Genomic DNA, 20,789 nt, shown 5'->3' with positions numbered 1-20,789 from the left:
CTCGCTCAGGCTGCGAGCTTGGCGATCAGCGCCTCTGCGGTCTCCGCGGAGGACTGCGGGTTCTGACCGGTGATCAGCAGGCCGTCCTCGACCACGTAGGAGCTCCAGTCCTCACCCTTGGAGTACCTGCCGCCGAGCTTGGTCAACTCGTCCTCGACGAGGAACGGCACGACATCGACCAGGTCGACCCCGACCTCCTCCGTGTTGGTGAACCCGGTGACCAGCTTGGCGTTCACCAGGGGAGTCCCGTCCTCGTTGGTGGCATGGCGCAGCACTCCGGGCGCGTGGCAGACCAGCGCGAGAGGCTTGCCGGCACGCAGCGTGGTCTCGATCAGGCGGATGGACGCCGGATCCTCGGCGAGATCCCACAGCGGGCCATGGCCGCCGGGGTAGAACACGGTGTCGTAGTCCGCCGCTGAGACCGTGTCCAGGCGCACCGTGTCTGCGAGGGCGGCGGTGGCGTCGGCGTCGGCCTCGAACCGGTGGGTGTCATCGGTCTGGAAATCGGGCGTGTTGCTCGCCGGGTCAAGCGGCGGCTGACCGCCCTTGGGTGAGGCCAGGGTGATCTCGTAGCCGGCCTCCTTGAAGCGGTAGTACGGGGCCGCGAGCTCTTCGAGCCAGAAGCCGGTCTTCTTGCCGGTGTCACCGAGCTCGTCGTGTGAGGTGAGAACGATCAGGACCTTCATGTGGATCTCCTTGATGTAGACGATCTTGTGGCGTGGTATGCCGCGCGGCGAGTGCTCAGGCGACCCGGGCGGGGGACTCCTGGGCGGCGGCCATGCTGGGCGCGAGCAGCTCCAGCGTGCGGTGCTGGACCGCTTCCTCGGGGGCCAGGTTCACCAGCATCAGCTCATCGGCCTGGACCTCCTCGGCGAAGGCGTCGAGCCAGGAGACGACGTCGGCCTGGGTCCCGACGGCGACGCGGGAGAGCATGCTCAGCACCTGCTGACCCGCGGGGTGGTCGCGCAGCATCACCACATCCTCGTCGGTGATCTGCCTGTTCCGGCCCAGGTGGTTCTTGATCCAGGCGTTCTCCGCCAGGGTCTTCTGTTCCTGGGCGACCGCGGCGTCGTCGTGGGCGATGACATTGGCCGCGGCGATGAAGTGGGGCTGCGCGTCCGGGCCCAGCAGGGAGTTGGTCGCGTCGAAATGTTCGCGGTAGATGTGAGCCGCCTGGTTGAGCATCTGCGGCGCGAAGTGTGAGGCGAACGCGTAGGGGAGACCAAGCTGCGCGGCCAGTTGGGCGCCGAAGAGCGAGGACCCCAGGATGTAGAGCGGCACATTGGTGCCCAAGCCGGGGTAGGCGTTGACTCCGGGGATGCGGCTGTATCCGGTGAGGTAGCCGCTGAGCTCCATGACGTCGGCCTGGAAGCGGTCGGCCTCGGTGCCGTCGCGGCGCAGTGCGCGCATGGTCGGTCCGTCGGTGCCGGGTGCGCGGCCCAACCCCAGGTCGATCCGATCTGGGTAGAGAGTCGCCAGGGTGCCGAACTGCTCGGCGATCATCAGCGGTGCGTGGTTGGGAAGCATGATGCCTCCGGAGCCGACCCGCACGTTCTCCGTGGCGGCGGCCACATGCTGGATCAGCAGGGCGGTGGCGCTGGAGGCGATGTTGGGCATGTTGTGGTGCTCGGCGAACCAGATGCGTGTATAGCCCAGCTTGTCTGCGGTCCTGGCCAGCCGGACGCTGCGGGCGATTCCGTCGGCGACTGTCTCTGGTGGGCGCACAAACGCGAGGTCAAGCAGGGACAGCGGGCGCGAGGCGGTGTTGGGCATACCTGGTGCAACAGCATGAGGGAGCGATCTCATTCCGCGAGGTGTGCACCGGCACAGGTTCGGGACCTGGCCACGGGGGCAGAGGCGCCCAGAATTGGTTGACACTCTGAACGATGATGATATGTTCGAGTCCCAATGATCAAGCAGGACCGAGCGTGGCAGATGTGACGATTCCGTCTGCGGAATGCAGGACCAGGCCCATTGCTCCCGCCTGGCATCAGAGACATGAAGGGGGAGTCCCGCCGTGGCGCAGGCCGAGCAGCCCCTTCCGGAGGGCGAGAACCCTGCGAGGTCTTTCCGCATCTCGTTGGCGATAGGCTCTCTGCTTCTCACGGCGCTGGTCTACGGATTCCTCATCTGGTCGAACTGTGCGACCGACGGTATAGCTGCGTTCTCGAGTGACGTTCGGAGCTTCCACACAGCCGAGGGGTGTTGACCCTTCATCCCGGCTCGGTCACAGACTCACGGGGGCTGAAGAGTCTCCGCGTGCCCCCACGGGCGAGCATCAGCACGACGATCAGCGCCGTGACCAGGAAGAAGCCGCCGAGCTGGACCTCGCCGCGGAAGATCAGAGCAGTCAGCTCCAGGACCAGGAACTTGCTGCCCGGCAGCACCAGGATCAGCATCGCCACGTTGAGGGCTCGACGAGCGCCGCGCCGTGCCCGGAGCCGGGCCACCAGTGACTTCTTCGCCCAGGTCACCAGCTCGAGCACGAGTTTCAGCAGCACTGCGGTGAGCAGCGTGATCGAAAACGACTCCGAGATCACTGCCGGGAAGAACTGGACGAAGAGCCCCAGCACCACCGTGTAGACGAAGACGTCGATCACATCCAGGGGTCCCAGCCGTGTCATGGATGTATTTTAGTGAGCAGAGGCTGGTCAGGTAAGGGTGTCCGGGTTACGGTGAGGCCATGGCTCTCATCAACAGCAATGGGTTGGCACATGTCCGGCTCACCGTCACCGACATCGCGCGATCAAAGGCGTTCTACGACCAGGTCTTCGGCTGGCCCTCCGTGGTGGACACCTCGGCCCACGCCGATGACCCCGCGGTCCTTGCCTCTCAGGAACAGTTCTACGGCGGCGTCATCTACCAGACGCCTCAGGGCACGCTGGTGGGTCTCCGGCCGGTGGGGGAGGCCTCGTTCAACGCCGACACCACAGGACTCGATCACCTGAGCTTCGCCGTGGACTCTCGCGCCGCGCTCCAGGACGCCGCCCAGGCGCTGGCCGGGGCCGGCATCGAACATGGCGAGATCAACGACCTGCACGACACCGGGCTCGCGATCCTCTCCTTCCAGGATCCCGACGGGATCAACCTGGAGCTCACCGCGCCCCTGGGCTGATGTCCCGCCCTCTCCAACACGCCTGTCCCGGGCGAACAAGTCCCGGACGCAGGATGCCCGGACACAGCAAGCGGCCCCACACCGATGACTCGGTGCGGGGCCGCTTGCTGTTCAGGCTCGGTGAGAGATCAGACCGAGTAGTAGAGCTCGAACTCGTACGGGTTCAGCCGCAGGTTCAGCGGTGCGATCTCTTCTTCGCGCTTGTATTCGACCCAGGCCTTGACCAGGTCCTCGGTGAAGACGCCGCCCTCGAGCAGGAACTCGTGGTCAGCCTCGAGTGCCAGCAGGGCCTCTTCCAGCGAGCCGGGAGCCTTCTGGATGCTGGCGGCCTCTTCGGCGGGCAGCTCGTAGAGGTCCTTGTCGATCGGATCTGCGGGCTCGATCCGGTTGCGGATTCCGTCCAGGCCAGCCATCAGCTGCGCCGCGAAGGCCAGGTAGGGGTTGGAGGAGGGATCCGGTGCGCGGAACTCAAGCCGCTTGGCCTTCGGGTTCGCTCCGGTGATCGGGATGCGGATCGCGGCGGAGCGGTTGCCCTGCGAGTAGACCATGTTGACCGGGGCCTCATAGCCCTTGACCAGGCGCTTATAGGAGTTCACCGTCGGGTTGGTGAAGGCCAGCACGGCCGAGGCATGCTTGAGCAGACCACCGATGTACCAGCGGGCGGTGTCGGAGAGGTTCGCGTAGCCCTTCTCGTCGAAGAACAGCGGGGTGCCGTCGGTCCACAGCGACTGGTGGCAGTGCATGCCGGAGCCGTTCTCACCGAAGATCGGCTTGGGCATGAAGGTAGCCGACTTGCCGAACTGATCCGCGGTGTTCTTCACGATGTACTTGAACTTCATCAGGTCATCTGCGGCGTGGGTCAACGTGTTGAACTTGTAGTTGATCTCCTGCTGACCGGGGCCACCGACCTCGTGGTGGGAGCGCTCGACCTCCAGGCCGACGGCGTCCAGGGCCACGCAGATCGCATCGCGCAGATCGGCGCTCTTGTCCTGGGGGCTGACCGGGAAGTAGCCGCCCTTGGTGGCCATCTTGTGACCGAGGTTGCCGCCCGGGATCTCCTCGGAGGACTGCCAGGAAGCCTCATCGGAATCGAGGGAGTAGAAGGAGGTGTCCGGGCTGGACTGCCACTTCACATCGTCGAAGAGGAAGAACTCGGCCTCGGCGGCGAAGAAGGCGGTGTCAGCGATGCCTGAGGCCTCGAGGTACTCCTCGGCCTTCTGGGCGACGCCGCGGGGGTCACGGGCGTAGGGCTCGCCGGTGCGCGGGTTGACGATCGAGAACGTCATCACGAGGGTCTTCTCCACGCGGTACTCATCGATGTACGCGGTGGTCACATCGGGGATGAGCTGCATGTCAGACTCGGCGATGCCCTGGAACCCGCGGATGGAGGAGCCGTCGAAGAGCTGTCCGTTCTCGAAGAAGTCGAGGTCAACGGTCTTTGCCGGGAGGTTGAAGTGGTGCTGAAGGCCGGGAAGGTCGGTGAAGCGGACGTCGACGAATACGACATCCTCTTTCTCGATGTACTTCAGAACTTCGTCAGGGCTTTTGAACATACGTCCGTGCTCCTCGTCAGGTGTCTGGGCTTGCGTGCGTAACTGGGGTGAACGCTCGGTCCCACGCTATGGGCCGGGCATTTCCCGGCCATCACGCAAATGTTTCCGTCATGTAACTTAAGTTGCTCATGGGCCTGTGACAAGGCGTCCCCGGTGGAAGGAATAGACTGACCGGGGCCGTGCTCGCACGGCCACATGTTCTACATCACTCTCTCATATCCGAGGCAGAAGGAGATCTGTGGCGAAGAGCGACGGCGCATCCCCCAGCGGCTCCGCGGCGGACTCCGGAGAGCCTCGGTGGGCCGGTGAACACCTGGGCCTGCCGGAGTCTGGCCCCGGCAGCATGGCGCCCTGGAGCCGACGCGTCCTGGCCCTGTTCATCGACTGGGGGATCGCCACCCTGATCTCGATGGCCTTCTTCGGCGGCGACGAGCTGGTGACCTTTGGGATCTTCGTGGCCAGCCACATCATCCTGATCGGCCTGCTCGGTGTCACGATCGGCAAGCGGCTGATGCGGATCCAGGTGGTCCGCGGCCAGAACGTCCCGGGACCGATCTGGTCCACGGTCCGCACGCTCCTGCTGCTCCTGCTCCTGCCGGTGATCCTCATCGGCGCCGACGGTCGCGGAGCCCACGATCGGGCGGCAGGCACCGTCCAGCTGCGCATGTGAGTGCCCCCGGACCCGCGCGGGTGAGCCGACTCGCCGATCACCCCGGCCGCGGCCTGGCAGTCATCTGTGCCAGCGCGCTGAGCACCCAGTCCGGCGCCGCCGTCGGATCGCTGGCCTTCAGCAGCCTCACCCCGGTCGGCGTGGTCGCGGCCCGTCAGCTGGTCGCCGCCACCGTTCTGCTCTCCATCGCCCGCCCGAAGTTCTGGCGCTTCACCCGCAGCCAGTGGTCGCCGGTGCTGCTGCTGGCCTTCTTCTTCGCCGGGATGAACACCGCGCTCTACGCAGCCCTGGAGCGGGTGGGCCTGGGCACGGCGGTGACCATCGAGTTCCTCGGTCCGCTCGCCGTCGCCGTGCTCTCCTCGCGGCGCCCCCGCGACGGGCTCTGCGCGCTGATGGCGCTGACCGGGGTGGTCCTGCTGACCCGACCCGGACCCACCAGCGACCTGCTCGGACTGGGCTTCGCCGTGCTCGCGGCAGGTTGTTGGGCCGGTTATATCCTGACCAACAGGGTCGTGGGTCAGCGCCTGGAGGGCGTCCAGGGGGTCGCCGTCGGCACCGCGATCTCGGCGCTGGGGCTGCTGCCGATCGCTGCCGTGATCGTGTGGCACATGCAGCCGCCGCTGGAGGCCTTCCTGTTCGCCGCCGTCGCCGGGGTGCTGGCCTCCGCGGTGCCCTACTCGCTGGACCTGATCGTGCTGCGCCACATCAGCCCGGTGGTGTTCGGCCTCGGCATGTCTCTGCACCCGCTCTTTGCGGCGCTGATCGGGGCAGGCTTCCTCGCGCAGCACCTTCCGCTGGTGGCCTGGGCCGGCATCGTGCTGGTGGTGCTGAGCAACGCACTCACGCTCAGCGGCCCATCCCGGCGCCTCCCCTCTCGTTGAGAAGCGGCGCACCTTCGCGTTGCGGGGCGGAGCCTCCGGGTGGTGAGGGCGTCTTCGGGTCCAGGTGATCGGAGAATCCGCCCCTCAATGCAATCTGTTTCCAGGTTGTAGCCTTGAAAGTAGCTTTTAAAGGCTGTAGCCTGCATCTATGTTCGTCGTCACCGCTGATCAGCATCGCAGCACCGAGATGGGGGAGCGGGTGGACGAGCTCCTCGCTGAGCTCGCGCCCTGGAACGCCCGGTGGGAGGCTCAGATCGTGCTGCCGCTGGAACGCACCGTGGGCGATGAGGTCCAGATCCTGCTGGGCGGCGCGGAGGCCGCGGTGGATCTCGCGCTGACCCTGTGTCGCACCGAACAGTGGGCCGTGGGCATCGGGGCCGGAGCCGTGGAGCATCCGCTCGGCGCCAGCGCCCGGGCCAGCTCCGGGAGCGCCTTCATCCAGGCCCGCTACGCCGTGGAGCGTGCCCGCAGCCGCACCGAACCCGTCCCGCTGGTGGTCCAGGGTGATCACCCGGAGGCAGCCGTGGCCGCCACTGCGGTGCTGCAGCTGCTCGGCGGGGTGGTGCGACGCCGCGCGGACACCGGCTGGGAGGTCAGCGACCTCACGGAGCAGGGACTGACCCGGGCCCAGATCGCCGCAGAGCTGGGCATCACCGTGTCAGCGGTCAGCCAGCGCGCGCGCTCTGCGATGCTTGAGGAGGAGCGGCGCAGCCGTCCCGTGGCGGCGGCCCTGATCTCCGCCGCCGCCGGGGAAGGCAGCTGGAAGGTCGCCCCGCCCCAGGACCAGGAGGACTGACACCCATGACATGGCTCGCGATCACCGCGGTGGTGCTGCTCGCCCTCGCCCTCTCGGCATTCCTGGGCGCGGTGCTGGTGGGCTGGCTGCTGCGTCGGGTGGAACCTGAGGGCTATGGTCCGGGCATCCTGCGCGGGGGCACCTGGATCGGGATCCTGGAACGACTCGCGATCACCGGCGCGGTCTTCGGCGGCTACCCCGAAGCCATCGCGGTGGTGCTCGCCGTCAAGGGCCTGGGCCGCTACCCAGAGCTGCGCTCCTGGCAGGCTGACCAGCGCGCAAAGGCCACCGAGCGGTTCATCATCGGCACCCTGGCCAGCTATATCTGGTCCGGAGCGCTGGGCCTGATCGGTCTGGCCGTGATCCGAGCGATCAGCTGATCGCTCGGCCCCTTCCACTCGGCGACTCCGCGCCGACCGCCAGCCGGCGATCGATGGCGCGAGCCAGCTCATCGGCGGCCCAGGGCGCGCGGTGAAGGTTCAGCGCCGGTTCGAACAGCTCCGCCTCGAGCAGCACCGTCCCATGCTCGGCGGATCGGACCAGATCGATCCGGCCGTAGAGCGGCAGCTCGGTCTCGGTGGTCTTCGTCGCAGTCACCCGGGCCGCGGCGGCCAGCGCCCGCTCTCCGAAGCTGACCTCGTCGGCCGAGGCCTGCACCAGCTGCGGGTCCTCCAGATAGGTGCCGCCGCGCAGACCCCCGCCACGGGCCAGCAGCGCGCCCTTGGAGATCGTGTGCGTATGGTGGCCATCGATGAAATAGAGCGCCTTCTCCCGGCCCTCACTGAGCTCGGGAACCTCGGGCTGGATCATCACGGTGAGGCCGCGGGCGAGGATCCGCTCCCCCAGGGTGACCGCCCCCGCGGAGTCCGCGCGCAGCAGCTCGGTGTCGAAGGAGCCGGCGGAGATGGTGGGTTTGATGACCACCCAGCCATCGCCGTGCTCGGCCAGCCCGCGGCGAAGCGCGTCGTCGTCGTCGGCCCAACTGGTGGGGACGCTGGCGAGCCCCTGGGCTTCGAGCTCGCGCAGGTAGACCTTGTCGAGGTTCCAGCGGATCAGCTCGGGGCTGTTGAGCACGCGGACCTGCGCCTGCGCCCGCTCCAACCACCCCAGGAACGCCTGCGCGCGGGCAGGGTAGTCCCAGGGGGTGCGGATGACCAGCAGGTCGTACTCCGGGGCCGGTTCCCAGCGGTGCCAGATGACCGGCTCCGCGAAGATGCCCAGCCGCTGCAGCGCAGCGATCAGCGGATCGGTGTCCCGGTCAGGGGCCAGCGGGTAGTCGTCGGTGACCACGATCCCGACCCGGCGCGGCCGAGGCGTGGGGACCAGGCTGTGTTCGGGAAGCCAGCGGAACCGCTCGACGACGATGAGCTCATCCTCGCCCAGGCCCGGCTTCTGCGACCCGCCGTCGCCGCTTTCGCCGGTGCTGCGCCAGAAATCTTCATGTGCTTCACGCCAGGCCGCCACGGAGGCGTAGCCCTCACCTTCTCCGCGGGCGACCACCTGGGTGATCTCACCCAGCGGCACCAGGGACACCTGAACCACCTCGACGACGCCGAGGCTCTCATCCTCGACGCCCAGCAGCCGCTGGAGCCCGGGCGCCGGCAGCGGATCGGCGTCGGCGACGTAGGAGCGGTGCAGGCTGGAAGTCATCGTCTTGACCCCGGTGATGACGGCGCCGGTGAGGCGCGCGCGCAGCTCCCCGGAGGCGAGGTCCATCGCAGGCAGGGAGTTGATCTGTTGCGGAGTCAGGGTCTGTTGAGGTGTCACGGCTTCATGCTTCCGGTGCGCTGGTAGTTCCCGTGCCAGCTCAGCGCCTCGCCCAACAGGTGCGGGGTGTGCCGTCCGCGGACGTTCTGGGCCACTGCGCGGTCGAAGTAGTCCTGGAGCAGGTCCTGGAAGTCCGGGTGGGCGCAGTTGCGGATGATGGTGCGGGCGCGGGCCGCGGGGGAGAGGCCACGCAGGTCCGCCAGTCCCTGTTCGGTGACCAGGATCTGGGTGTCATGTTCGGTGTGGTCGATGTGGCTGGCGAACGGCACGATCGCGGAGATCGCGCCCTCCTTGGCCGTCGAGCCGGAGACGAAGAAGTTCAGGTAGGCGTTGCGCGCGAAGTCGCCGGAGCCGCCGATGCCGTTGATGATGGAGCTGCCCATGACGTGGGTGGAGTTCACGTTGCCGTAGATGTCCGCCTCGACCATGCCGTTGATCGAGATCACGCCGAGCCGTCGGATGGCCTCCGGGTGGTTGGAGACCTCCTGGGTGCGCAGCAGGATCCGGCCCTTGTACTCCGCAGCGCGGGCGTTGAACTGCGCGGCGCGCTCGGCGGAGAGCGAGAAGGAGGTCGCGGAGACCGCGGTCAGCTTCCCTGTGTCGATCAGGTCCAGCATGCCGTCCTGGATGACCTCGGTGTAGGCCAGCAGATCCTCGAACTCGCTGTGCGCGAGCTCGGCCATCATCGCGTTCGCGACGTTGCCGATCCCTGACTGCAGCGGCAGCAGGTTCTCCGGCAGCCGCCCCTGCTTGATCTCGTAGCGCAGGAAGTCCACCACGTGCGCGGCCATGGCCTTGGACTGCTCATCGGCGGGCTTGAAGGGCAGGTTCCGGTCCGGCGCGTCGGTCTTGACCACCGCGACCACCTTCTCCGGGTCCACGCGCAGGTAGGGATCCCCGATGCGCTGCATCGGGTCGGTCAGCTGGAGCGGGCGGCGCTCCGGGGGCAGCTTGGTCCCGTAATAGATGTCGTGGAAGCCCTCGTAGGCTCGCGGATGCCAGTCATTGACCTCCAGGATCACCTTGTCCGCCAGCTGCAGCCAGGTCTTGTTGTTGCCCACCGAGCTGCCCGGGACCAGAAGTCCGTTGGGCAGGATCGCGGCGACCTCGATGACGGCGACGTTGAGCTTGCCATAGAAGCCGAACCAGGCCTGCTGGGCGGAGTGGCTCAGGTGGGTGTCGACGTACTCGGTCTCGCCGGTGTTGATGGCCTCACGCATGGTGGGATCTGACTGGAAGGGCAGCCGACGGCGGACGGCGCGGGCCTCGGCGAGCACGCCGTCGAGCTCAGGCGCGGTGGAGGCACCGGTCCAGAGGTCGATGCCGAACTCCTCGCCACGGTCGTGGGCGTCCTTGGCCCGCTCCGCCAGCGCTGCTGGGACCGCTTTGGGGTATCCGGCGCCGGTGAATCCGCTCATCCCGACCCGGTCGCCGTCATTGATGTGGGTGGCGGCCTCAACGGCGGAGGTGACCTTGGCGGCCAGCGTGGGACAGGTGATTCGACTTGGAACAGCGTTCATTCACCCCAGCCTAGGCGACCGCTGGCCCTGCCGGGATTCGGGGCCTGGCGCTAGGCTGGGTGACACGACGCAGGTTCATCCCTGCATCTCAAGTGGGAGGACGCACTATGAATGGATTCGTGCCCTATCCGGTCCGAGACACCTACCGGCTGATCGAGCCGGGACCCACGGTGTTGATCTCCACCTCCGACGGTGTCCGGGACAACATCATGACCAACGCGTTCAACATGCCGGTCCGCCACGACGGGATCCTGGCAGTGATCGTGGGCACCTGGGACGCCAGCTTCGCGACGCTGCAGTCCACCCGGCAATGTGTGATCGGCATTCCCGGCGCCGAGCTGATGCGCACCACGGTGCAGCTGGGCAACTGCTCCGGCGACGACCTCGACAAGTGGGAGCACTTCGGACTGACCCGAGTGCCCGGAGTCAGCGTCGCGGCGCCGCTGATCGGCGAGTGTGTGGCCAACATCGAGTGCAAGGTCGAGGACGACTCGCTGGTGGAGGACTACTCGCTGTGGCTGCTGCGCACCACCGCCGCATGGATCAGACCCGACGCCGCACCCACCCCGGAGTTCCACCACCGCGGCAACGGGACCTTCTCCACCAATGGCGAGCTGCACGACCTCAGCGACGAGATGACGAAGTGGAAGTACTTCACGAACTAGAGCCGCTCCATGAGTCGCAGCGACAGGGGTGGGTCGGCCTAGCGCTCCTCAAGTCCCCACGGTGACCCGTAGCCGACCGGCGCGTCTGCGGCGAGCAGCTCCAGAAACGGCCGGGAGTCGAAGGCCTCCGGACCCAGGACGCCGGTGCCCTGCCAGGTTCCCTTCGCGAGCAGCTCCAGAGCGATCACCGGATTCACCGCCGTCTGCCACACCACCGCCTGCGAGCCGAACTCGGCCATCGACCATTCGTTGTCCACCACGTGATACAGGTACACGGCCCGGGGGTCACCGTCTTTGCCGACCCCCGTCACATACAGGCCTGCGCAGGTCTTTCCCGTCATCCGGTCGCCCAGGGTGGCGGGATCGGGCAGTGCCGCTGCGACGACGTCGCGCGGCGACACCGGCACTCCCTTCACCATCAGCGGATCGGTGGAGTCGAGTCCAAGCTTGTGCAAGGTCTTGAGCACGTCGATGAACTCGTCGCCGAGCCCGTACTTGAAAGTCACCCTCCGGGCCTTGGTCCAGCGCGGCATGAGGATGACCTCCTCGTGCTCCACGTTGACACACTCCACCTCCCCGATCCCTTCGGGGAAGTGGAAGACCTCCATTTCACTGAACGGCTCGGTGGTGTACCAGCCGGTTTCACGTTCAAAGATCACCGGAGGGTTCAGACACTCCTCGATCGTGGTCCAGATCGAGAAGGAAGGCGCGAACGCCGGCTCGCCATCGGCTCCTGCCACAACGAGGTTGGCGCCGTCACGCACGCCCAGCTCATCTATCGAGCTGAACAGCTCATCCTCGGCGTAGCGGGCAAAGACGTCCGACAATCCCGGCTCCACGCCCATTCCCACCAGAGCGAGCCGTCCGGCGTCCTCCCACTGCTGGGCCAGGGCAAACTGTTCATCTCCCAGCATCACCCCGGTCTTCGAGTACGGCTCCTCCGGGTGCTTGACCGACAGGCTCATCGCCATGTCGAGGTAGGTCGACCCCGCGGCGAAGCAGCCATCGAAGATCGGCATCACGAACCGCGGATCCACAGCGTTGAGCACATGGGTGATCCCGTATTCGCGGACGACGGCGGCCACCGCCTCCGCCGATGAGGCGTCCACCTGCGTGGCCACCAAGCGGTCGTCGTCGAGGGATCCCACCAGGGCCTGGGGCCGGGCGGGGTCGTAGTCCGCGACCACCAGCAGGTCGAAGAACGTGCGGCGGACCGCGATCCGGACGGCGGCGGATCCCACGCCGCCGGCTCCGACAATGAGAATGCGCATCAGGTCAAGCCTCCATCGATTGAGCGTCGGTCGTCAGTGGGGGAGTCGGGCACCAGCACGGCGGTGTCGGCGTTCAGGCTCTCCCCGCGGAAGAACGGCAGCGACCCGGATCGGGTCCGCCAGAGCAGCATCAGCACGAGGCCCAGGGCCAGGGAACCGATGCCGACGACGAAGGTGCCGCCGACGCCGAGGAGCACGCTGTACCCGTAGTCGACGTCGGCCATGTCGATCGCTGACTTGATGAACGCCGCGGTCAGCAGCAGTGCGCCCAGCAGGGGGAGCAGGAAGCGGAAGATGAAGCTGTGGCGGGAGGTGAACAGCTCCCGGCGGAAGTACCAGACGCAGGCGTACCCGGTGATGGCGTAGTAGAAGGCGATCGCCAATCCGAGCGACAGAATCGAATCAGCCAGAATGTTCTCGCTGATCAGCGTCATCACCACGTAGAACCCGATCCCTGCCACTCCCATGACCAGCGTGGAGAAGGAGGGGGTCTTGAACCGCTGGTGCACCGTGCTGAACCGGCGCGGGAGCGCCTGGTAGACGGCCATGGACAGGGTGCCCCGGGCGGTGGGCAGGATGGTGGTCTGGGTCGAGGAGACTGCAGAGACGAGCACCGCCACCACCAGCAGCCAGGCGGCAGGGCCGAGGACGACATCCTTCAGCGCGAAGAACACGTCCTCAGCGTTGCCCTCGTTCCCGAGGCCGACCCCTGCCTCGCCCACCCCGGCGTACATCATCGCTGCGACGGTCACCCCCACATAGGTGATGAGGAGCAGCACCGTGGAGATCAGGGCGGCCAGGCCGGGAATGCGACGGGCATCGCGGGTCTCCTCGTTCAGGGCCAGGCAGGCGTCCCAGCCCCAGTAGATGAACAGGGCCAGCAGCACCGCCTCGGTGAAGCCCTCGATGCTCTCGAAGGCGAACGGGTTGAACCAGTCCAACGACGGCGTGGTGGCGTTCTCGGCGGATCCATTGGCGATCCCGATCAGCGAGAACACCACAAACAGGCCCAGCGCGAGGTACTGGATCCCCAGGAGGACGTTCTGGAGCTTCGCGCCGATTTCGACCCCGCGGTAACTGACGTATGTCATGGAGGCGATGAAGAAGACCCCGGTGGCGGTCACCAGCAGGGAGTTCTCGGCGAGGGACCCGTCACCGATCAGCAGCCAGAGGTAGATCCCGGCGATCTGCGCCAGATTGGCGAGCACGATGATGCCCGCGACGGCCACACCCCAGCCGGCCATCCAGCCCACCCACGGGCCGAATGCCTTCGTGGCCCAGGTGAAGGACGTGCCGCAGTCGGGGATTTCGCGGTTGAGCTCTCGGTAGGCGAAGGCGATGAACAGCATGGGAATGAACGCCAGGATGAACGCGATGGGCGCCTGTGCTCCGACCGCGAGGACCACAAATCCGAGGGAGGCCGCCAGCGAATAGACCGGGGCCGTAGACGCGAGCCCGATGACCACCGATCCCCAGACGCCGAGTGTGCCGGTGGAGAGGCCCTTCCCCTGGCCCGACCGCGAGCCGCGGGGATTCTTCCCGAGGGTGGCATGGCTCATGGTGCTCCTCCGATGTCCGGCCGGGTCGGCGTCGGCGACCCGAAGCGATGTAACGCACGTCACTATACCGACTAGTCGGTTTTTCGGGTAGGCCCTACACTCGCTCTCATGGGTCATGCTCCGAGCACCGTTCAGCGGCTGATTGACGCGTACCAGGACATCCTGGTGTCCGACGGCGAACGCAGCGCCACCCTTGAAGCCATCGCCCAGCGCGCGGGCGTCTCCAAGGGTGGGCTGACCTACCACTTCAAGTCCAAGGACGAGCTGGCGGCTGCGCTGTTCGATCGGCTGCAGAGCCTGGTGGAGGCCGATCTGGCGGTGATGCGTGCGGAACCTGCACAGGCTGCCGATTACTACGTCAAGAGCTCACTCGACGTCGAAAGTCCGCTGGAACGCTGCAACATGGCGGTCACCCGCCTGGCCCAGGGGTCGCATCCGGAGGCCAACGAACTCCTCGCCAGATGCCGCACCCAATGGTTCGACGTGTTGATGGACGCCGTGGGAAACGAAGACATGGTCCACCTGGTGATGCTGCTGGGGGACGGGATCTACTTCAACGCCTCGCTCACCGGCACCGGCGCCATGCCTTCGGAAACCGATCCGGCCACGATCGACCGGATCGTCGGTCTGATCGGGACGATCGAATACTGAGACGATTGAACACGCTCTCTGTGGCGGCCCGATTCAGTGCCGACCGACCTTGCGGGCGGCCTCCACTGCGGCCTCCGCGCCGTCGGACCACACCGCTCCGTGGCCGGGCAGCAGGTGGTCGGCTTCGGTGAGTGCGATCGCGTCCAGAGAGCTGATCGCCTGCGCCGTGTCCTTGGTGGCCGCCCCCGCGACGATCTGCGGACCGGTCTGACCGGTGTAGGGGTCCAGGGTCACCAGCGCGTCTCCGGTGAAGACCGCCCGGCGGTCCGGGAGATGCAGGATGCAGTGTCCGTCGGTGTGACCCGGGGTGTGCACCGGGACCGGAAAGCCCGGCACCTCGAGCACGGACCCTGCCGTCATCAGCTGGACTCCGTGGACCCCTTTGACGGCCAGTGCTCCGGAGGCCGCCATCCGGCCCAGCAGCGGCAACGATCGAGGGTGGCCCAGCGGGTAGAGCAGCCGGTTTCGTTCGGTCGCGTAGCGGTAGGGGTTGGCCGCCAGCCATGCGTCGTCGTGATGAACGATGACCGGGATCCCCAGGCTCTGCTGGGCTCGCAGCGCGAACCCCAGGTGATCGAAGTGACCGTGGGTCAGCACCAACGCCTTGATCTCATAGGGGAGCCGCTGGCGCGTCTTGAGCACCTCCATGACCTCGTGCCACATCCGGGGCAGCCCGGCATCGATCAGGGTGATGCCGTCCTCCGCCTCCACGACGTAGCAGTTCACATTCGCCTGCGACACGAGGTGGATGCCAGGGGCGACGCCATATTCGATCATGAGCTGGGGTTCCGATCCGTGGGGGTTCCGACAATCCTGGGTGTCCACACGGGGGTTGGTCAAGCGTGACGCGGGTCAGCTGCGCCACCTCTCTGGCGGCGACACCCGGCCCCCGCCGATCTCGAGCCCCCGGAGTCCAGGATTCACCGGCAGCGCATCGAGCAGTCCCTCAAGGCGGGGCGAGAGCGGGCCTGTGTGTGCGGCTCCTCAGCGGCGCTTTCTGACCAGTGTCCAGATGTGTCCATTGTTGACCTCGTGGCTGAGCTGGTCCAGGGCCATCTTCGCGATCGCCAGGCCGCGGCCAGACTCGGCCAGCTCATCGGGAAGCTCGGCCTCTTCGAGCGCGACGGCGACCGGTGCGGCGTCGTCCTGGAAACGGGCGGACAGCGCGGCGTCGTCGACCGTCAGATCCGCGATGACGGTGACCTCGGCGTCGCCCTCACAGCCTGAGTGGGTGACGATGTTGGTGGCGATCTCACTGACCGCCAGCGAGAAGAAGGTGCGATCCTCCTCGGAGATGCCATCGGCCGCGCGGCAGAGCCGCTCCAACGCGTCCAGCACCTGGTCCACGAAGGTCAGCTCGGCGGTGCCGGTCAAGGAGACCCGCGAGATCCCATCACCCATCGCCGAACGCCGCCTCGACGGTGGGGTGGTCGCGCAGGACTCGATCGAGGCTCGTGAGCCTCAGGATGCTCTTGACGGATTCACTGGCGGCGGCGAGCCGCAGATCACCCTCGGCGAGCCGCGCAGCCTTCAACCCGCCGATCAGGGCGCCCAGCCCGGAGGAGTCGATGAACTCGGTCTGGGCCAGGTCCACCACGATGCGCGGGCTGCCCTCATCGATGAGCTTCTTGATCGCCTGCTTGAGCCGGGGTGCACCCGAGGCGGTGAGCCGACCTTCGGGGCGCACGACGGCATGCCGTGTATGGGTGGTGACGTTGAGATTCATGATGCTCCTTCTGCCTCTTCGGCGTGTGCTGCAGGGCCCTTATAGCGAAGGGCTTGGATGACGACGCTCAGCGCGGCCAGCGAATAGGCCACCCAGACGATGTTGACCAACGTGCCGGTGCCATCGGCGGTGCCCATCAGGACCCGCACGACTCCGGTGATCAGCGCGATGATCAACAGTGCGATCGCGGTGAGCTGGGGCCAGACCTCGCGCAGCGGCAGGGAGCCGCCCACACGACCGTCCTTGCGGGTGACCACGAAGCTCAGCGGCTTCTTGAAGACCACATTGGCGAAGGACGACGTGCACGCGCGGATCCAGACGGGAAAGAGCGCCAGCGAGTACTGCTGGCCGCGCCAGGTGCGGATCCCGCGTGACACGATCAGGAAGAACAGCTGATTGATCAGGAAGTACGGCAGGAAGCGGGCGAAGAAGTCGCCGCTCCAAGCGGTCACCGGCATGACTCCGAACATCAGGTAGATGATCGGTGCGGAGAGGTAGACGATCGCGGCGAATCCGGCGAGGTAGCTCCACATGGTGCCGAAGTACATCAGCCGCTGACCGGCGGAGAGTCCCCGTTTGACCATGGGGTTGTCACGCAGGAAAACCTGCATCGTGCCCTGCGCCCAGCGCAGGCGCTGCTTGAGCATGGTCTGCAGGTCCTCCGGCGCCAGTCCCCGGGCGAGGATCTCGTGGTGGTAGGCGCTTCGCCATCCCATGCTGTGCAGCTGCATCGCGGTGGCCATGTCCTCGGTCACCGAGATGGTGGCCAGCGGCTGGATCGGCTGGGCCTCGCCGGGGCGGTCCACGCGCAGCGCATCCACCAGAGCTCCGACGGACTTCACGGCGGCCAGCGGAGAGAGCTCACGGGTGGTCAGCGCGTCCAGGCCGACCTCATCGACGACGACCACGTCTCGTTCGGCGTCGCGCTGGACCGGCATCGCGTGGATCGCGGCGAGGTCCTCGGCCATCAGGTCCATGTCGTTCTTGACCAGCCGGCGGGAGGCGGCGTCGATCTGGGTGCGGAGCTGGTGGGTGACGTCAGCGATCGGTTCGCCGGCGGAGACGACGAACCTGGCTCCGGTGACCTCTTCGCGCAGACGCGTGAGCTCCTTGTGTAGCTCGGGCATGGCCCGGTGGCGGCCTGCTTCGCGGGCGAGCAGCCGCTCAGCCGCGCGCAGCGTCCGACGAGTGGAGTCCTCGAGCTCGCGCACATAGCCGACGATGCCGAGCTGCATCAGCGCCTCGCGGCGCAGCACGGCATTGGATCCGCAGAAGAAGGCGGCGTTCCAGCCATCCTTGCCCTGCTGGATCGGTCCGTAGAACAGCGGCGCCTGGCTGCCCAGCGGGTCTGCCTCGTCCACATTGATGAACCACTGCGGGGTCTGCACCAGGGCGACCCGTTCTTCGTCGGCGAAGTAGCCCAGGGTGCGGTGCAGGATCAGCGGGTCCGGAATCTGATCGGCGTCGAGGATCAGCAGGAACTCGCCGTCGGTCTCGAACAAGGCGTTGTTGAGGTTCCCGGCCTTCGCGTGGCGGGGCTTGTCGGTCCAGTCTGCCGACCGGGTGATGTAGCCCAGGCCCTCGGCCCGGGCTGCCGCGGCCATCTCCGGGCGGTCGCCGTCGTCGAGGACGAAGGTCTCGTGCGGATAGGCGATGTTCTTCGCGGCCCGCGCGGTGGCCATGACCATGGCGACGGGTTCGTTGTAGGTGGTGATGAAGACGTCCACGGTGCCGGTGGGAGGGGACTCGGGGCCGGACCGTTCCTTGGCCCGCCACATGGTCGTGGCGAAGAGGAAGGTGTCGATCAGGCTGTAGGTCTCGGCGATGACCAGCGGCACCGCGATCCACCAGGCGTCCCAGTTGAGGGATTCCATCCAGCGCCAGGTGAGGTAGTTGACCCCGGTCAGCACCGCGAGGACCGCGAAGACCCGGATCAGGATCAGACGACGAGTCAAGAATCTCTCCTGACCACGAGCACAGTGACATCATCGGAGGCCTTGACCGCGAGGGCGCGGCGCAGGGCCTCTTTCACGGCACCGTCGATCCCATATTCGGCGAGGATCTCATCCACCTGGCCAAAGGGATCCTCCAGGTCCAGGAGGTCCAGCAGGCCGTCGCTGCAGCTCATGAGGGCGTCTCCGGGATTCAGCTGCACCGTGCCCAGTCCGTGGGCGTCTCCCATGCCCATGGCCAGCGGCAGTCCGGTGGAGTTCAGGTGCTCCCAGGTGCCATCGGCGCGCAGGATGAAGCTCAGGCTGTGCCCACCGTCGACATAGCTGACGACTCCGGTGCGGGTGTCGACGTCGGCGCAGAAGAGGGTGACGAACATGTGCAGGTCGCCGATGTCGTGTTCGAGGATCGAGTCGATCTCGGCCACGGTGGTGAGCAGTGAACGTTCAGGGGCAGTGCGCATCGAGGCGCGCACGGCGGATGCGATGATGCCGGCCCCGGTGCCTTTGCCCATCACATCGGCGAGGGTGATGCGGAGCTGATCATCTCGCAGCCTCACGTCGTGGAAGTCCCCGGAGACGCTGCCGGCCGGGGCAGAGCCGGCTGTGACGGTGTAGCCGGCAGGCTGCGGGAGGTCTCGCGGGGTAAGCGCGCGCTGGACGACGGCGGCGTGGTCCAGCTCCTGCTGCTGGGCGAGTTCGGTCTGGACCCAGACGGCGAGGTCCTTCAGGAGGTCGCGCTGGCTCGCATCGAGGGTCCGCGGCTCGGTGTCGAGCATGCAGAGGGTGCCCACATGTTCGCCGCAGGGTGCCTGCAGCGGGTGTCCGGCATAGAACCGGAGGTGCGGATCACCCAGGACGAAGGGGTTGGAGGCGTAGAACGCGTCCTGGGCGGCATCCTCGATGACGAGGGTGCCGGTCTGGGCGATCGTGGCCTCACAGAACGCGTCGGCCCGGGGCACCTCTCTCACGCCGAGGCCGATCTCCGACTTGCGCCACTGGCGATCTCGGTCGAGGAGATTGACGCTGACCATGGGGACGCCGAAGATCTGCTGGGCCAGACGGGTGATCCGGTCCACACGTTCGTCGGGCGGAGTGTCGAGGACCTTCAGGGCGTCGAGCGCACTTTGTCGACTCTCTTCGTCCAAGATTTTCAGCTCCTCCTAAGCTCGCGTACAGCAGCTGCTTAGGATCAGCCTAATGCACAGATGGGCGGGCCCTAGGGCCCACCCATCTGCGGTGTTGTCATTCAGGTGTCATCGTGCGGTGTTCTCAGCGTGCGGGGCGCGGGGACCGTCCTGCTGAGCCTGCGCCGCTGCGTCCCGAGGGGCGACCGCCGCGGGCGGGTCCGGCCTGGCCGCCGCGTGCTGGGCCGCCGGAGCCGCCGCGACCGCCGCGTGCTGGGCCGCCGCCGCGAGGCGCGGAGGTCCCTGGACGACGGCGGGGCTGCTGCTGCTGGACAGGAGCGCGCGGGGCAGGCTTGACGAACTCGGCGGTGGCACCGACGAGTTCGCTCACGGCCTCGGACTCGGAGTTGACCCGGATCGGGTGCACGGCGATGGCTGCCTTGCGCAGCAGCGCCTGGGTGTCGCGGCGCTGCTCCGGAAGCATCACGGTGACCACGTCGCCGGCGCTGCCGGCGCGGGCGGTGCGACCCGAGCGGTGCAGGTATGCCTTGTGCTCGGCCGGCGGATCCACGTGGACCACGAGCTCCACCGAGTCCACGTGCACGCCGCGGGCTGCGACGTCGGTGGCGACCAGGACCTTGATGTCGCCCTCGCCGAAGGCGGCGAGGTTGCGGTCACGCTGGGACTGGGAGAGGTTGCCGTGCAGGTCCACCGCGGGGGTGCCCTGATCGGTGAGCTGCTTGGCCAGCTTCTTCGCCTGGTGCTTGGTGCGGGTGAAGAGGATGCGGCGTCCGGTGCCGGAGGCCAGCTGCTTCACCAGGTCACGCTTGTCGTCGTTGTGGACCTCGAAGACGTGGTGGGTCATCGCGGAGACGTGGGAGGTGGCCTCATCCACGGAGTGCAGCACCTGGTTGTTCAGGAAGCGCTTGACGAGCTTGTCCACACCGTTGTCCAGGGTGGCGGAGAAGAAGAGCCGCTGGCCCTTGGGGTCGGTCTTCTCCAGCAGTCGGGTGACCACCGGGAGGAAGCCGAGGTCGGCCATGTGGTCGGCCTCGTCCAGCACGGTGATCTCGACTGACTCGAGGCTCAGGGCGCGCTGGTTCAGCAGGTCCTCGAGGCGGCCGGGGCAGGCCACGACGATGTCCACGCCGGACTTCAGCGCGTTGATCTGGCGTGAAGCGGTGACGCCGCCGAAGATCGTGGTGGTCTTGAGGTTGTACGAGGCCGCCAGGGGCTCGAGCACCGCGTTGATCTGGGTGGCCAGCTCGCGGGTCGGAGCCAGGATCAGGCCCAGCGGGCGGCCCGGACGGCGGCGCTTGGCCGCGTCCTTCTCGCCGAGGCGGGCGACCATCGGGATGGAGAAGGCGAGGGTCTTGCCGGAGCCGGTCTTGCCGCGGCCGAGGACGTCGCGTCCGTTCAGCGTGTCGGCCAGGGTCTGTTCCTGGATGGCGAAAGCGTCAATCTTGCCGTCTGCAGCGAGAGCGCGCACCAGCGGTGCGGGAACGTTGAGGTCGGCGAAGGTCTGGGTCTCAGAAATGG

General features: G+C 67.1%; 21 protein-coding genes. 7 read left to right on the top strand and 14 right to left on the bottom strand.

What is annotated here, in order from left to right:
* Positions 1 to 5: 5 nt before the first annotated feature.
* From LTH93_RS00495 to LTH93_RS00485, 3 genes are all read right to left on the bottom strand, one after another.
* On the bottom strand, positions 6 to 686 hold the full coding sequence (locus tag LTH93_RS00495) for a type 1 glutamine amidotransferase domain-containing protein (RefSeq protein WP_241469463.1): 681 nt from the start codon (positions 684 to 686) through the stop codon (positions 6 to 8).
* A gap of 55 nt (positions 687 to 741) precedes the next feature.
* Positions 742 to 1,773 carry an LLM class flavin-dependent oxidoreductase gene (locus LTH93_RS00490; protein ID WP_241469461.1) on the bottom strand — a complete coding sequence of 344 codons (1,032 nt, stop codon included), beginning with the start codon at positions 1,771 to 1,773 and terminating at the stop codon, positions 742 to 744.
* Between the two features lie 440 nt (positions 1,774 to 2,213).
* Positions 2,214 to 2,624: a hypothetical protein gene (locus LTH93_RS00485; protein ID WP_241464666.1), complete on the bottom strand. Its 411-nt coding sequence runs from the start codon at positions 2,622 to 2,624 to the stop codon at positions 2,214 to 2,216.
* Positions 2,625 to 2,683: 59 nt separating this feature from the next.
* Here LTH93_RS00485 and LTH93_RS00480 point away from each other — a divergent pair, with 59 nt between their 5' ends.
* A complete protein-coding gene (locus LTH93_RS00480) occupies positions 2,684 to 3,115 on the top strand; it encodes a VOC family protein (protein WP_241464667.1) in 432 nt (143 codons plus the stop codon).
* Positions 3,116 to 3,243: 128 nt separating this feature from the next.
* On the opposite strand, the gene glnA is transcribed toward LTH93_RS00480, so the two are convergent.
* Complete coding sequence (gene glnA, locus LTH93_RS00475; RefSeq protein ID WP_241464668.1) at positions 3,244 to 4,668, bottom strand: type I glutamate--ammonia ligase; 1,425 nt, start codon at positions 4,666 to 4,668, stop codon at positions 3,244 to 3,246.
* Between the two features lie 238 nt (positions 4,669 to 4,906).
* Between glnA and LTH93_RS00470 the strand changes: the two genes are divergently transcribed.
* From LTH93_RS00470 to LTH93_RS00455, 4 genes are all read left to right on the top strand, one after another.
* On the top strand, positions 4,907 to 5,338 hold the full coding sequence (locus tag LTH93_RS00470; protein WP_241469459.1) for an RDD family protein: 432 nt from the start codon (positions 4,907 to 4,909) through the stop codon (positions 5,336 to 5,338).
* On the top strand, positions 5,335 to 6,219 hold the full coding sequence (locus LTH93_RS00465) for an EamA family transporter (RefSeq protein WP_241464670.1): 885 nt from the start codon (positions 5,335 to 5,337) through the stop codon (positions 6,217 to 6,219). The genes LTH93_RS00470 and LTH93_RS00465 overlap by 4 nt, the downstream gene beginning before the upstream one ends.
* Before the next feature lie 148 nt (positions 6,220 to 6,367).
* Positions 6,368 to 7,015 carry a hypothetical protein gene (locus LTH93_RS00460; protein ID WP_241469457.1) on the top strand — a complete coding sequence of 216 codons (648 nt, stop codon included), beginning with the start codon at positions 6,368 to 6,370 and terminating at the stop codon, positions 7,013 to 7,015.
* Between the two features lie 5 nt (positions 7,016 to 7,020).
* Positions 7,021 to 7,395 (top strand): hypothetical protein, encoded by a 375-nt coding sequence (locus LTH93_RS00455; RefSeq protein WP_241464672.1) that lies wholly within the window; start codon positions 7,021 to 7,023, stop codon positions 7,393 to 7,395.
* On the opposite strand, the gene LTH93_RS00450 is transcribed toward LTH93_RS00455, so the two are convergent.
* Both LTH93_RS00450 and LTH93_RS00440 read right to left on the bottom strand, forming a co-directional pair.
* Positions 7,388 to 8,782 (bottom strand): ASCH domain-containing protein, encoded by a 1,395-nt coding sequence (locus LTH93_RS00450; protein WP_370642605.1) that lies wholly within the window; start codon positions 8,780 to 8,782, stop codon positions 7,388 to 7,390. The two genes, LTH93_RS00455 and LTH93_RS00450, sit on opposite strands and share 8 nt — an antisense overlap.
* A complete protein-coding gene (locus LTH93_RS00440; protein WP_241469456.1) occupies positions 8,779 to 10,302 on the bottom strand; it encodes an acetyl-CoA hydrolase/transferase family protein in 1,524 nt (507 codons plus the stop codon). The genes LTH93_RS00450 and LTH93_RS00440 overlap by 4 nt, the downstream gene beginning before the upstream one ends.
* 107 nt (positions 10,303 to 10,409) lie before the next feature.
* Between LTH93_RS00440 and LTH93_RS00435 the strand changes: the two genes are divergently transcribed.
* A complete protein-coding gene (locus LTH93_RS00435; RefSeq protein WP_241464674.1) occupies positions 10,410 to 10,967 on the top strand; it encodes a flavin reductase family protein in 558 nt (185 codons plus the stop codon).
* Positions 10,968 to 11,005: 38 nt separating this feature from the next.
* On the opposite strand, the gene LTH93_RS00430 is transcribed toward LTH93_RS00435, so the two are convergent.
* Both LTH93_RS00430 and LTH93_RS00425 read right to left on the bottom strand, forming a co-directional pair.
* A complete protein-coding gene (locus tag LTH93_RS00430) occupies positions 11,006 to 12,238 on the bottom strand; it encodes a saccharopine dehydrogenase family protein (protein WP_241464675.1) in 1,233 nt (410 codons plus the stop codon).
* Positions 12,238 to 13,797, bottom strand: a complete 1,560-nt coding sequence (locus LTH93_RS00425) for an APC family permease (protein WP_241464676.1) — start codon at positions 13,795 to 13,797, stop codon at positions 12,238 to 12,240. Before LTH93_RS00425 ends, LTH93_RS00430 begins: the two co-directional genes overlap by 1 nt.
* 108 nt (positions 13,798 to 13,905) lie before the next feature.
* Between LTH93_RS00425 and LTH93_RS00420 the strand changes: the two genes are divergently transcribed.
* A complete protein-coding gene (locus LTH93_RS00420) occupies positions 13,906 to 14,448 on the top strand; it encodes a TetR/AcrR family transcriptional regulator (RefSeq protein WP_241464677.1) in 543 nt (180 codons plus the stop codon).
* 33 nt (positions 14,449 to 14,481) lie between these two features.
* On the opposite strand, the gene LTH93_RS00415 is transcribed toward LTH93_RS00420, so the two are convergent.
* The 6 genes from LTH93_RS00415 to LTH93_RS00390 all read right to left on the bottom strand — a co-directional run bounded on the left by LTH93_RS00415 (position 14,482) and on the right by LTH93_RS00390 (position 20,739).
* Complete coding sequence (locus LTH93_RS00415; protein ID WP_241464678.1) at positions 14,482 to 15,225, bottom strand: MBL fold metallo-hydrolase; 744 nt, start codon at positions 15,223 to 15,225, stop codon at positions 14,482 to 14,484.
* A 207-nt stretch (positions 15,226 to 15,432) separates the two neighbouring features.
* The gene (locus tag LTH93_RS00410; protein ID WP_241464679.1) at positions 15,433 to 15,849 is read right to left on the bottom strand and encodes an ATP-binding protein; all 417 of its coding nucleotides are present in this window, start codon (positions 15,847 to 15,849) and stop codon (positions 15,433 to 15,435) included.
* Complete coding sequence (locus LTH93_RS00405; RefSeq protein ID WP_241464680.1) at positions 15,842 to 16,174, bottom strand: STAS domain-containing protein; 333 nt, start codon at positions 16,172 to 16,174, stop codon at positions 15,842 to 15,844. The genes LTH93_RS00410 and LTH93_RS00405 overlap by 8 nt, the downstream gene beginning before the upstream one ends.
* Positions 16,171 to 18,129: a glycosyltransferase family 2 protein gene (locus tag LTH93_RS00400; protein ID WP_441338248.1), complete on the bottom strand. Its 1,959-nt coding sequence runs from the start codon at positions 18,127 to 18,129 to the stop codon at positions 16,171 to 16,173. Before LTH93_RS00400 ends, LTH93_RS00405 begins: the two co-directional genes overlap by 4 nt.
* A complete protein-coding gene (locus LTH93_RS00395; RefSeq protein ID WP_241469455.1) occupies positions 18,126 to 19,271 on the bottom strand; it encodes a PP2C family protein-serine/threonine phosphatase in 1,146 nt (381 codons plus the stop codon). The genes LTH93_RS00400 and LTH93_RS00395 overlap by 4 nt, the downstream gene beginning before the upstream one ends.
* Before the next feature lie 124 nt (positions 19,272 to 19,395).
* Positions 19,396 to 20,739 carry a DEAD/DEAH box helicase gene (locus LTH93_RS00390; RefSeq protein ID WP_241469454.1) on the bottom strand — a complete coding sequence of 448 codons (1,344 nt, stop codon included), beginning with the start codon at positions 20,737 to 20,739 and terminating at the stop codon, positions 19,396 to 19,398.
* Between the last annotated feature and the right edge of the window lie 50 nt (positions 20,740 to 20,789).

The organism is Nesterenkonia sp. DZ6 (assembly GCF_022565835.1).
In the GTDB taxonomy this organism is placed as follows: Bacteria; Actinomycetota; Actinomycetes; order Actinomycetales; family Micrococcaceae; genus Nesterenkonia.
The sequence above is the reverse complement of the archived record's forward strand: the minus strand, read 5'-3'. Positions and strand labels throughout refer to the sequence as shown.